This window comes from Robbsia sp. KACC 23696, assembly GCF_039852015.1.
In the GTDB taxonomy this organism is placed as follows: domain Bacteria; phylum Pseudomonadota; class Gammaproteobacteria; order Burkholderiales; family Burkholderiaceae; genus Robbsia.
On sequence record NZ_CP156626.1, the window covers coordinates 1,889,786 to 1,901,742 of the forward strand.

Genomic DNA, 11,957 nt, shown 5'->3' on the forward strand with positions numbered 1-11,957 from the left:
CGGCTCAGGCAGGGTGGGCGACGGGAAGCGTCAGCATGGCGCAGGCATCGGCGATGCGTTCGCAGGCGTCCTGGAGTTGCGCCGGCTCGACCGCATAAGCGAGGCGCAGATAGCCCGGCGTACCGAACGCCGCGCCATGCACGACGCCGACATAGGCCGATGCCAACAGATAATCGGCGACGGCGAGATCGCTGTCCAAGATTTGACCGTCCGGCGTCTGCGCACCGATCAATCCCGCGCAGCTGACGAAGGCATAGAAGGCGCCTTCGGACACCTCGCAATGCAGGCCCGCGCAACGCGCGACCGTGTCGAGCACGCATTGCCGATTATCGGCCAGCGTGTCGCGCCAGACGTCGAAGAACGACGTATCGCCCTCCAGCGCCGCGATCGCCGCCGCCTGCGAAATCGTGCTCGCATTGGACGTGCTTTGCGATTGCAACGTCTGCATGGCGCCGATCAGCCAGGCGGGGCCGCCCGCGTATCCGAGGCGCCAGCCGGTCATCGAATAGCTTTTCGAGACGCCGTTGACGGTCAGCGTCCGTTCCTTCAATCGCGGCTCGACTTGTGCCGGCGTGAAGAACGGCGTGCCATAGCGCACCAGTTCGTAGATGTCGTCGGCCATCAACAACACGTGCTCATGCTCGAGCAGTACGTCGGTCAATGCCTGCAGCTCCGCGCGGGAGTAGATCGCGCCGCTCGGATTGTTCGGCGAATTCAGGATCAGCCAGCGCGTCTTCGGCGTGATCGCCGCGCGCAGCGTTTCCGGCTGCAGCTTCCAGCCCGCTTCGGCGGTACTCGACAGGATCCGCGCGGTCCCGCCGGCCAGGCCCACCATATCCGGATAGGAGACCCAATACGGCGCGCAAAGAAGCACTTCATCGCCGGCGTCGATGGTGGCCATCAAGGCGTTGAAGATCAATTGCTTCGCGCCGGTGCCGGCGATCAATTCGTTCGACGCATAGCGCAGGCCATTGTCGCGTTCGAATTTGGCTGCGATGGCGTGTAGTAACGCCGCGGTACCGGCGACAGCGGTGTATTTCGTATCGCCGCGTTGGATCGCCGCGATACCCGCTGCCTTGATATGGTCCGGCGTATCGAAGCTCAACTCGCCTTCGCCCAGATTGATCACGGGCTTGCCTTGCGCCAATAGCGCGCGGACTTTATCCGAGATCACCGCGGTGGGCGAGGGCCGCACGCGCGTCATCCGCGCGGCAAGCAGGGGGTGTGACATAAAAGCCTCTTCTATTACGATGCGACGCGCAGCAAGGGACGGTCGATCGTTCCCAGTACGCGATAACCGGTCTCGGTGACCACCACGGTCTCGCTGACGCCGACGGTGAATTCACCGTAGATGCGCAACGCCGGCGGAATGTGGAAGGTCATGCCCGGCTCCAACGGCGTGGTGACGCCGGTGTAGAGACTCAGAATCGAGCCTTCGCCCCAGTCCGGTGCAAACGAGATGCCGATCGAATAGCCGGTGCGCTTCTTGAAATTCTCGGTATAGCCGGCGCGATCGATCACGCGTTGGCAAGCGAGGTGCGGCGCTTCGCAGGGTTCGCCGGGCTTGATCGCATCGAGGGAGGCCTGCAACGCTTCCTGGCAGACCTTTTCCATATCCAATGCTTCCGGGCGCGCTTCGCCGATCCATGCGGAGCGCATCAGCGCCGCATGATAACGATCGTGGCAGGCAGCCATTTCGAGAAACGCCGGCGCGTTCATTTCCAGCGCGCGTCGCCGCCACGTGCCGTGCGGCACGCCGGTGCGGGGACCGGCGGAGACCAGCGGTTCCATGCCGACGTATTCGGAACCGGCTGCAATCGCCGACGACATCATCGCCGCCACCAAGGTGTTTTCAGTAGCGCCGACGTGTACCGCATTCATGCCCGCGCGCATCCCGGCATCGACATAGCCTGCCGCGATCGCGATCTTTTCGACTTCGGCCGCGGATTTGACGGCGCGCAGTTTTTCGACGATGCCGGCCGCATCGGCGATCGTGCCCAGTTTCGCGCTCAGCGTTTCATACACGGCGATCGGCAGGAACCAGCCGCGCTTGTCGATCGCGATGCGCTTGCCGTTCAGGCCGCTCTTTTCGACCACGCCCACGAGGACGTCGATCGGGTTTTCGCCGTCGCTATAGACGCGCGCATCGGGGATGAAGGTGTTGGCGATAAAGTTGAAATACTCCAGCTGCCGGATCACGAAGACCGGATCGCCGTCCACCGGCAGCACCAATGCTTGAAACGTGTAATACCCCGGGGTTTGCTGACCCGTCAGGTAGAAGATGTTTTCCGGGCCGGTGACGATCATCGCATCGATCTGCGCGGCGGCCAGTGCGGCGCGCGTGCGGGCCACGCGCTGCGCGTATTCCGGCGCCGTAAACGCCGACTCGCTGCCTTGCGCGGGCCCCGTGCGGGGAGTGCTTTCGCTTGCTAGCATGGTAGATTCCTAAGGATCACAAAGGGAAAATCGTGTGGGCGCGGGTGGCGTCGAACGTGATGCCCAGGCCCGGCTGCGAGAGGCTGCACACCGTGCCGTCTTCGTAGCGCAAGCCCTGCGCCGGATCGTCGGCCAAGCCATCGGCGCCATACAGCTCCGCCCATTCAGGGGCCAGCGCCACGCAGGCATGCAAGGCCGCCGCCGTGGACACCGCGCCTTCGTTCATCTGACCGATCATCAAGGGCACGCCGGCCGCCTGCAATTGCCGCACGGCCGCAACGGCAGGGGCGATACCGCCCAGTTTCACGAGCTTGACGTGCGCGGCGAGCTTCGCGTGTTGGATCGCGGGCGTGCCGTCGGCAACGGACGCGGTGTCGCCGTCACGCAGGGATTGCGCGAGGTCGCACAGACGTTGCATGTCCTGCGGCGACTGCAGGCTTTCGTCGAGCATCACCGTGATCGGGCTGGCGCCCGCGACGCGCGCCAATGCGTCCCAATCGCCGGGCGCGATCGGTTGCTCGATATAGGCGAGGCCGCGTGCAGCCAAGGCCGGAAGACGCGTCGCGCATTCCGCTTCGGTCCACTGACCGTTGACATCGGCGGATAGCCCGATCGTGTCGCCGAATCGCGCCCGCAATGCATCCAGACGCCGCAGGTCGTCATCGAAACTACCGATGCCGATGCGCAATTTCAAATCGAGATAGCCGCGCGCGACATAGGTCTCGGCGCGCGCGAGCATCGCGGCATCGTCGGACCAGAACAGCGTCTGGTTCGAACGGAATCGCGGCGCCGTCGCGTTGGCGTTGGCGTTGGCCGCCGTTGTGCCGATGCGTTGCGCCAGCGCGGCCGCGACGGTCAAGCCGCGTTGTTTCGCCTCCAGGTCGTGCAGGGCGATATCGAGCATCATGCGCACCGGCGCGAGATAGCCCGACGCCCATTCCAGCATGGTCCGCAACAGATCCGCGGCGCGCTGCCCGCCATTGGCGAGATCGACCGCCTCGGCGAGCAGACGCTGCGCATCGGCCAGTACGACGGCGGCATCGAGACCGTTCAGATAGCGGATGTTCAAGCGCGTCTCGCCGATGCCGACCCGGCCAGCGCCATCGCGCAACATCAGATACAGCGCGTCCAGATGGTCGATGCTGCCGGAGGAGGCCGTATGCAGCACCAGATCGCCGCCGTAATGCAGGTCCGCGCGCAGCAGCGTTGCCGCGACAGGCGCGTCATGCGGCTTTCCGAGCGACGAAAGGGCGGCGGTGGTCATCGCGGGGTGCCCAGCATGTCCAGCGCGATGTCGCGATAGATCGAGGCCGAGGCCAGGAACTCGTCGATCGGCACGAATTCGTCCGGCTTGTGCGCTACTTCCAGCGTCCCCGGTCCGATGATGACGCCCGCCGCGCCAAGACCGTTGAAGTGCACCAGATCCGCGCCGCCCTGGAAACCGAAGGGGCCGGGGTTGGCCACGCCATGCTTGCGGCACGCGGCCAGACTGGTTTGAACGATGCGGGCGTCGAGCGGCGTTTCCGTCGCGGCGCCGGTGGTCGGACGGTATTCGAGAATCTCGGCGCGGACACCGAACTTCTCGTAGGCCAAGGCCAGCAGATCGGCGAACTCCTGCTTGACGTCTTCCTCGCGTTCGCCGGGCACCATGCGGCGATCCAGCAGCAGGTCGCAGGCACCGGGCACGACGTTGTCGGCATGGCCGCCGTTGGCGCGCGTCACCGTCAGGCTGGCATTGCCGACCAGCGGGTGACAGCGGCAACGGACGACATTTTCATGATGCGTCTCGACCAGGCTCAGCAACTTGGCGGCGCGATAGATCGCGTTGTCGCCCAGATGCGGGGTACCGGAATGGGCGGTGACGCCATGTACACGCACGACCGGACGCAAGCTGCCCTTGTGCGCCGAGAACGTGGTGTTGGACGTCGGTTCGCCGACGACGCAGAAATCGACCTTCGGCTTGGGTGTGGTGGCCGCGTAAAATTTGGCGCCTTCGCTGGCCACTTCCTCGTCGGCCGTGAACACGCCCAACAATGTCCCCGACCAGGACGCCCGATCGGCGGCGAGCATGCGCATCGCTTCGATCATGGCGGTGAGCGGACCCTTCGCATCGCAGGCGCCGCGCGCATACAAACGTCCGGCATCCTCGCGCAGGATAAAGGGATCCGAGGTCCAGCCGTCGCCGGCAGGCACGACGTCGAGGTGAGTATTGAAGGCGAACACCGGGCCCGGGCCGTTTTCCAGCCGGGCCATCACATTGGCGCGACCGGGCTTGTACTCCGACATCGACAGGTCGAACCCTTCGGCGCGCAACAGGCGATCGACATGTTGCGCGGCTTCCAACTCACGGCCGGGCGGGTTTTCCGTATTGATGCCGACAAGCGCCGCGAGGTCGCGCTTCATGCGCGCGAGGTCGGGATGGTGTGCGGAAGGGGACGACGAGGACATGCGGGATGACTCCGGTTCGGTAGACGAGGCTCAATGCAAAATCTGGTCGAGGAAGCGCCGCGCGCGCTCATGCGCGGTGCCGCTGAAGAACTGTTCGCTGGAAGCGGTGACGACGACCTCGCCGGCTTCCATGAAGACGATCTTGTCCGCCGCACGCTTTGCAAAGCCCATTTCGTGCGTGACGACCACGCTGGTCAGACCTTCGCCGCTCAAGGCCGTCATCACGTCCAGCACTTCGCTGATCATTTCGGGATCGAGCGCCGATGTCGGCTCGTCGAACAGCATCAGCTTCGGTTTCATCGCCAGCGCGCGCGCGATGGCGACGCGCTGCTGCTGACCGCCGGACAATTCATCGGGGAAGGCTTCGGCGCGGGCACGCAGATGAACCTTGTCGAGCAGCTGCAGGGCGATGTCGTGCGCATCGTGGCGCGACACACCGGAGACGGTCATCGGCGCGAGCATGATGTTCTCGACCGCGTTCATATGCGAAAACAGCTCGAAGTTCTGAAACACCATGCCGATCTGCTGGCGTACCAGATGCTCCCGGGCGCGCTCCCGCGTCAGGTCTTTTCCTTCAAAAAGGATATGGCCGGCATCGATGGTTTCGAGCAGATTGATACAGCGCAGCAGCGTCGATTTGCCGGAGCCGGACGGCCCGACGATCACGACCGTTTCGCCCTTGCTGACATCGATCGAACATCGCTTCAGAACAGGCGTGTCGCCATAAGATTTGTCGACCTGCTTTATGCGCAACAACGGTTGCGCACCGTCGCTTGGGATCGTTGACATCGTATGCTCCTCAGCGAACGACAGGTTGGGACACGCCGAGCAGACGCTCGGTCATCGAAAGGCGCTTGATCTGCGCGCGTCGCTTGGGATCGAGCGCACGTTCCAGCCAGCTCTGCACGAGCATGAACAGCGTGGTCAGCGCCAAGTAATAGATGCCGGCGGCGGACAGCGCTTCCAGGTAGCGGAAATTCGCGCTGGCCGTCTGGTCGGCCACCAACAGCAACTCCTGCACGGCAATGACCGACACCAACGCGCTCAGCTTCAACATGCCGATCATCTGATTGCCAATGGGCGGCAACACCACCCGCAACGCCTGCGGCAGAACGATGTGCCGGAACACCTTGGCGCGCGTCATGCCCAGCGCAAAGCCGGCGGTACGTTGTCCGCGCTTCACCGCATGCAGGCCCGAACGGAAGATCTCGGCCATGAAGGCGGCTTCGTTCAACGACAGCGCCAACACCGCGCAGACGAAGGCACTGAAACGAATGCCGAAAGAGGGCAGGACGTTGTATATAAAAATGATCTGGAACAGCACGGGCGTGCCGCGGAACAGCCAGAGATAAGCGAACACGACCGTGCGCGCGATTCGGCTCCGCATGTTTTGCAGCAGGGCGAGCACCAGCCCGAGTCCCATCCCAAAAATGAGGGATACGACGGTCAGCCACAACGTAACCAGTGCGCCGCGCGCAAATACGCCCGAGGTCATGTATTCGAGCAGGAGGGAAAAGGACATACGCGGCTCCACCGATTGCCGGACATGCATTGCACATCCGTTTGTCTTGAATGTGTCAATTTATACAAATACGAAAAACGCGCGTCAAGTGAAAATTTGCCGGCGATCCTTCATGGGTAACGTCTCGAAAAAAAACCAATTGCGAGAAATCAATGCTTTACACTGCATAAATGGCATAACGCAACACTGCGCGAGCGGCGTCGGAAACAACGCCTCCTAGCTCGGCACGAAAGAAGATTTTCGCCTTAATTGTACTTTTTGATATAATTTATCTTGCTCATAAAAGGAAAAAGTACAATGACGAAACGGGCGGGTAAGGGTGCGCATTTCTTGGCGAAACAGATCCTCGATCTGATTCAGGAGGCGCGCTTCGAAGTGGGTCATCATCTGCGCGAACAGCAGCTTGCCGACACGCTGAGCGTGTCGCGCACGCCGGTTCGCGCGGCGATGAATCTGCTTGAAACGCTCGGTGTCATCGAGGCGCGCAAGAACCAGGGTTTCTTTTTGGCTCAGCCGGCCGAGGGTCTGCATCGGGTCGAGCTGGATCTGCCGGAAGCCGGCGATGAAGCGCTGTATAACCAGTTGGTGCGGGATCGTCTGGAGGGTGTCATTCCGGTGTCCCTGACGCAAACGGACATCGCGCAGCGCTATAACGTCGATCGCGTCACGATGACACGCGCCTTGGCGCGGCTGTCCGAAGATGGCTTGATCGCACGCAATACCGGACACGGATGGCGCTTCCAACCGTCGCTCGATTCAGAAAGCACGCTGCGCAGCAGCTATGATTTCCGTTTGACGATGGAACCGGCCGCGCTGCTGTTGCCGACGTTCGCGCCCGACCGCTCCGTGCTGGAGCGCTGCCGGCGAGAGCACATCTTCCTGACATCGCATCTGGGATTGAGCGGCGCCACGCCGAAGCAGCTTTTCGAGACGGACGCGACGTTTCACGAGATGTTCGCCGAATTCAGCGGCAATGTCTTCATGCATCAGGCGATGCAGCAGCAGAACCGGCTCCGGCGCCTGCTGGAGTTTCGCGGTTACGAGAATCGTCGACGCATCCGCGAATGGTGCGGCGAGCATCTCGATATCATCGATGCCGTACTCGACAACGATATGGCCGCCGCTTCGCAGCGGATGCACGATCATTTATCGCACGCTTTCCGTTCGACCGATGTACCCGTGGTCAAATCGGAGCCGCGGTCGCGCATCGACGACAGATCGGACGCGCAAGTACGCTGAAGCGAATTCGCCCGCGATCCTTGCCTTCAGTGTGTAATTCGGCTGTAACAACCATGCCATAGTGTGCTGCTTACGCCGAATCCACCGATTGCTTCCGACTTCTCAGCCGATGCCGCCTATTTGCCTCGATCGTATCGCCTCCGGCGCCCGCACCCTGATGTTCGCGTCGGCATGGCTGACGCTGACGGCCTGCGGCACGCTTCCTTCGTCACCCTCGCTGGGGCGTGAAAACCCGCCACCGCCGATGATCGTCGCACACCGCGGCGGCACCGGGGATATGCCGGAGAATACGATAGAGGCGTTTCAGAGCGCGTTGCAGCACGGCGCCGATGCCGTCTGGATGACGGTGCAAGTGACCCGCGATGGGGTGCCGATCATGTATCGCCCGGCCGATCTCTCGGCCTTGACCGACGGCAAGGGCCCCGTGGCGAATGCCACATACGCGCAGCTCGCCGAGCTGAATGCCGGCTATACCTTCAAGGGCCTTCGCGCTGGCGATTTCCCCTATCGCGCGCACCCCGTGCGCATTCCGACCTTGCGCGAAGCGTTGGCGGCCGTTCCCGCGAACGTGCCGATCATGCTGGATATGAAGCAAACGCCGGTTCAGCCTTTGGTCGATGCGGTTGGCACGGTCTTGACGCGGGAGAATGCGTGGCGCCGCGTGCGCCTGTATTCGACGGACGCCGATGCGACACGTGCCATGGCCCGTTACCCGCAGGCGCAATTATTCGAAGCGCGCGACGCCACCCGTGCCCGGCTCGTGCAGATGGCGTTCAACAGTGAATGCGACGCGCCGCCGCACGGTACGTGGTCCGGCATCGAATTTCACCGAAATATCGAGGTCATCGAGCGCTACACCTTGGGCAAAGGGGTGACGAAGGTGGACGCCCATTGGTGGACGCCGGCCGCGGTGCAATGCTTCAAATCGCACGGCGATGTGCATCTGATGGCGTTCGGCATCGAAAATCCCGCCGATTATGCAAGGGCGCAGGCGCTCGGCCTGGATGCGGTTATGACCGATTCGCCGCGCGATTTGCGAGCGGCCTTGGCTGCCCCTGTGCAGAAATAGTGCTGGCAGCAAGCGACAGTAATGTAAGGAAGGGGCTTTCCCTTGCAGCGCTTCGCCTTTTTTCCGGTACAGTGACGAGACCGCGCGGTGTTCCGCGGCGGTGAGCGATTAACCATTCAAGGAAAAGAGGTGGGAATGACCAAGCGTGTGATGGCCTTGCTGATACTGACCGGCACATTGCTCTCACTGAGCGGCTGCAATACGATTGCCGGCGTAGGTGAAGATATCACCGGATCCGCCCGCACCGTGCAGCACGCTTTCTGACGCGCGACGCGTCTAACGCATCTGGCTGACGTGTGCCGCGACCACACGCCAGCCGGCATCGGTTCGCACCCAGGTCTGCGTCTGCCGTCCGGTCGTCGTGGCCCCGTCGCGCGCGAATTCGAGACAGCTGGTGGCGGTATCGCGGCCATACGTCACGATCTCGTGGCGGATCACGGTCCGATCCAAGCCGGCGCTCGGCCGCCCCGCCCGAAATGCCTTGATCGCGTCATAGCCGTAGAGATTTTCCGAGACGCCGTAGCGGATCGTCGTCGCCGCATCCCAGAACAAGGCGTCCAGCACGGCAACGTCGTTTTCGACAAGCGCCGTTTCGTATTGCGTACATAGCGCGCGCACTTCAGCGAGCACATCGGGCAGATTGATTTGCATGAGCGTGCCTTTCAGAGAATGTCCAACGTGGTTTTCCGCGTCGGGGCCGGCAAGGCGGCATCGATCGCATCGCAGTCGTCTTCATCCAATGCCAATGTCAGTGCGGCGGCATTTTCGCGAATATGCGCGACATCGCCTGATTCGGGAATGGCGATGATCTGACCGTCGCGAATCGACCAGGCAAGCGCCACGGTCGCCGGCGTCACGCCGTGCTTGCGCGCGATGTCGGCCAAGACGGGCCGATGCAGCAAATCGCCGCCGCTGCCGAGTGGGGCATAGGCCATTACCGGCATCGCCTGTTGCTTGCACCACGGCAACAGGTCGAATTCGATCCCGCGGCTCGCCGCGTGATACAGGACTTGATCGGTCAGACACGCGGTGCCGTTCGGGACGGCGGCGAGTTCGCGCATCGCGGCGGTGTCGAGATTCGAGACGCCCCATGCGCGAATCTTGCCCTGTTGCCGCAGATGTTCGAAAGACGCCACGACCTCGGCCAGCGGCGTGCCTGTCTGCCAATGCAAGAGATAGAGATCGAGCGCCTCGGTATCGAGCCGGTCGAGCGAGGCGTTGCACGCCGCCTGCATTTTCTGCCGCGTCGCGTTCCAAGGATAGACCTTGGATACCAGGAAGACGTCGTCGCGGCGGCCTTTGATCGCGCGGCCGATCAGGCTTTCGGCCTGACCGTCGCCATACATTTCGGCCGTGTCGATCAGACGCATGCCGAGGTCGACGCCGAGCCGTAACGCGGATTCCTCCTCTTTGGCCGGCCGCCGACCTTGCCCCAGATGCCAACTGCCCATACCCACCGCCGCGACGGTCTGGCCGTTGCGGAAAGCGACGTGACGCGCGTCTTGATTCATGAGCACAACACTCCAGAGACACGGGCAGCAGCGGAGCCGCCCTGATGTAGCGGATGCGGGCCGAGCGACACCCGCGCTGCATTCAGGTTAACCGATGCGCGCGTCGGCCGTCGCGTTGCGCGGCGAGCGACGCATCAGGCACGCCACCACGGCGGAGCAGGCAAGCGCCGCCATGATCGCGAACATCAGCAGATAGCGCGTCAGCAGCAAGATGCGCTGATCGGGCGCGAGCAGATGACTTTGACCGGCGTAGACGGCCTGTCTGGCAAGTTCGCTCAATGGCGACGTGATGATCGCCAGGCCTAGCGCCGTGCCGACGACGAAGCCCAAGTTCTGCATCATCGAGCGCACGCCATTGGCGATGCCACGGCGCTCAGGCGGCACGCTCGACATGATCGACGTCGTGTTCGGCGTCATGAACAGCCCGGTGCCGAAGCCGATCACGGCGAGCATCGCCATCAATACGCCTTCCACATGCGTACCCAGGGTGCCGGCGAATTGCCACGCGATCGAGACGGCGCCGATGGCTACCAATCCCATGCCTGAGGCCGCCACGCGACGCGGTTCGATCTTGCCGATCAAGCGCGCGGAGAGGAGGGTGCCGATCATCAGGCCCGCCGCGAGCGGGGTGATATGGACGCCGGCCGCCAGGGCGTCCATCCCCATAAAGGCTTGCAGGAACAGCGAGATCAGCAACAGCGTGGCGATCTGCGTGATCGCGATCATCAAGTTGGAATAATAGGCCAACACCAGATCGCCATTTTTCAAGATGGACAGGTCGACGAGCGGATGGGTGGCGCGCAACTGCACGCGCACGAACAAGACGGCGCCAATGGCGCTAAGCAGGAAGCAACCGGCGATACGCGGACTCTGCCAGCCCAGCGCGCCGCCTTCGGACAAGGCGACGATCAAGCTCCCCAATGTGACGAAGGACAGCGCCGCGCCGAGCGTGTCGAAGCGCTCGTGCGAACGCGTCGTTTTTAATTTCAGGATGCGAAAGCCGCAGACGGTCGATGCCAATGCCAGCGGCACGCCGGCGAGGAAGAGGGCGCGCCAGCCTAACAGGGACACCGCGGCGCCGCCGATCAGCGGACCGAGAATCGACGACGCGGCGGCCACGGAGACATTCAGCCCGAGTATCAGCGACATCTGGTGCGCGGGATAGGCGTCGACCAGCAAGGCGGTGGTATTGGTGGCGATCGACGCGGCGCCGATCGCCTGCACGACGCGAAAGACGATCAGGGCGTTGGCCGACCAGGCAAGCCCGCAGCCCAGACATCCCAGCGTGAACATCGCCATGCCGAACAGATAGAGCGCGCGACGGCCGAAGATATCCGCCAGACGACCGAAGGCCAGAATCATCACCGTGTTGACCAGCATATAGCTGAGCAGGATCCAATTCGCCTGCGACGGCGACGCGCTGAAATATCGCACGATGGTGGGAAGCGCCACATCCATCGTCGTCATATTGCTGAACACCAGCAAGACGCCGATGCTGGTGTACAAAAATACCTTCCACTCCACTGATTTCATGACCGATGCCGCGCACGAAGGCAAAGGTCGTGATCATAACGCGAAATATAAAACGGCCTGCAATGGCGAGACATGAATAAAAAGTATCGATCAATATAGAAAAATCTCCTTTTTAAGATATTTATTTTTTGCGAATAATCATCCCGAGCCGACATCCCCGGCTTGGGCAGGATCCTCGGAACGAGGGCGCCTCCCAAGC

General features: G+C 62.6%; 12 protein-coding genes. 3 read left to right on the top strand and 9 right to left on the bottom strand.

Features of this window, described 5'->3' with window-relative positions; all coding sequences use genetic code 11:
* Positions 1-4 precede the first annotated feature (4 nt).
* Genes ABEG21_RS07915 through ABEG21_RS07940 form a run of 6 tightly spaced genes read right to left on the bottom strand, consistent with a single transcriptional unit; the run spans position 5 to position 6,406 of the window.
* Positions 5-1,231: a pyridoxal phosphate-dependent aminotransferase gene (locus tag ABEG21_RS07915; RefSeq protein ID WP_347554119.1), complete on the bottom strand. Its 1,227-nt coding sequence runs from the start codon at positions 1,229-1,231 to the stop codon at positions 5-7.
* Between the two features lie 14 nt (positions 1,232-1,245).
* A complete protein-coding gene (locus tag ABEG21_RS07920) occupies positions 1,246-2,436 on the bottom strand; it encodes a Xaa-Pro peptidase family protein (protein ID WP_347554120.1) in 1,191 nt (396 codons plus the stop codon).
* A 16-nt stretch (positions 2,437-2,452) separates the two neighbouring features.
* Positions 2,453-3,700, bottom strand: coding sequence for a mandelate racemase/muconate lactonizing enzyme family protein (locus tag ABEG21_RS07925; RefSeq protein ID WP_347554121.1), 1,248 nt, complete (start codon positions 3,698-3,700; stop codon positions 2,453-2,455).
* On the bottom strand, positions 3,697-4,884 hold the full coding sequence (locus ABEG21_RS07930; protein ID WP_347554122.1) for a M20 family metallopeptidase: 1,188 nt from the start codon (positions 4,882-4,884) through the stop codon (positions 3,697-3,699). The genes ABEG21_RS07925 and ABEG21_RS07930 overlap by 4 nt, the downstream gene beginning before the upstream one ends.
* 30 nt (positions 4,885-4,914) lie before the next feature.
* The gene (locus tag ABEG21_RS07935; RefSeq protein ID WP_347554123.1) at positions 4,915-5,673 is read right to left on the bottom strand and encodes an amino acid ABC transporter ATP-binding protein; all 759 of its coding nucleotides are present in this window, start codon (positions 5,671-5,673) and stop codon (positions 4,915-4,917) included.
* A 10-nt stretch (positions 5,674-5,683) separates the two neighbouring features.
* Positions 5,684-6,406 carry an amino acid ABC transporter permease gene (locus ABEG21_RS07940; protein ID WP_347554124.1) on the bottom strand — a complete coding sequence of 241 codons (723 nt, stop codon included), beginning with the start codon at positions 6,404-6,406 and terminating at the stop codon, positions 5,684-5,686.
* A 297-nt stretch (positions 6,407-6,703) separates the two neighbouring features.
* On the opposite strand from ABEG21_RS07940, the gene ABEG21_RS07945 reads away from it, so the two are divergent.
* The 3 genes from ABEG21_RS07945 (at position 6,704) to ABEG21_RS07955 (ending at position 8,978) form a co-directional block, all read left to right on the top strand.
* A complete protein-coding gene (locus ABEG21_RS07945) occupies positions 6,704-7,645 on the top strand; it encodes a GntR family transcriptional regulator (protein WP_347554125.1) in 942 nt (313 codons plus the stop codon).
* Between the two features lie 88 nt (positions 7,646-7,733).
* Entirely contained in the window at positions 7,734-8,714 is a 981-nt protein-coding gene (locus ABEG21_RS07950; protein WP_347554126.1) for a glycerophosphodiester phosphodiesterase family protein, read from the top strand.
* 135 nt (positions 8,715-8,849) lie between these two features.
* The gene (locus ABEG21_RS07955; protein ID WP_347554127.1) at positions 8,850-8,978 is read left to right on the top strand and encodes a hypothetical protein; all 129 of its coding nucleotides are present in this window, start codon (positions 8,850-8,852) and stop codon (positions 8,976-8,978) included.
* Positions 8,979-8,990: 12 nt separating this feature from the next.
* On the opposite strand, the gene hpxZ is transcribed toward ABEG21_RS07955, so the two are convergent.
* The 3 genes from hpxZ to ABEG21_RS07970 form a co-directional block, all read right to left on the bottom strand.
* A complete protein-coding gene (hpxZ, locus tag ABEG21_RS07960; protein ID WP_347554128.1) occupies positions 8,991-9,365 on the bottom strand; it encodes an oxalurate catabolism protein HpxZ in 375 nt (124 codons plus the stop codon).
* Positions 9,366-9,376: 11 nt separating this feature from the next.
* Positions 9,377-10,225 (bottom strand): aldo/keto reductase, encoded by an 849-nt coding sequence (locus ABEG21_RS07965; RefSeq protein WP_347554129.1) that lies wholly within the window; start codon positions 10,223-10,225, stop codon positions 9,377-9,379.
* Positions 10,226-10,312: 87 nt separating this feature from the next.
* A complete protein-coding gene (locus ABEG21_RS07970; RefSeq protein WP_347554130.1) occupies positions 10,313-11,758 on the bottom strand; it encodes a DHA2 family efflux MFS transporter permease subunit in 1,446 nt (481 codons plus the stop codon).
* Between the last annotated feature and the right edge of the window lie 199 nt (positions 11,759-11,957).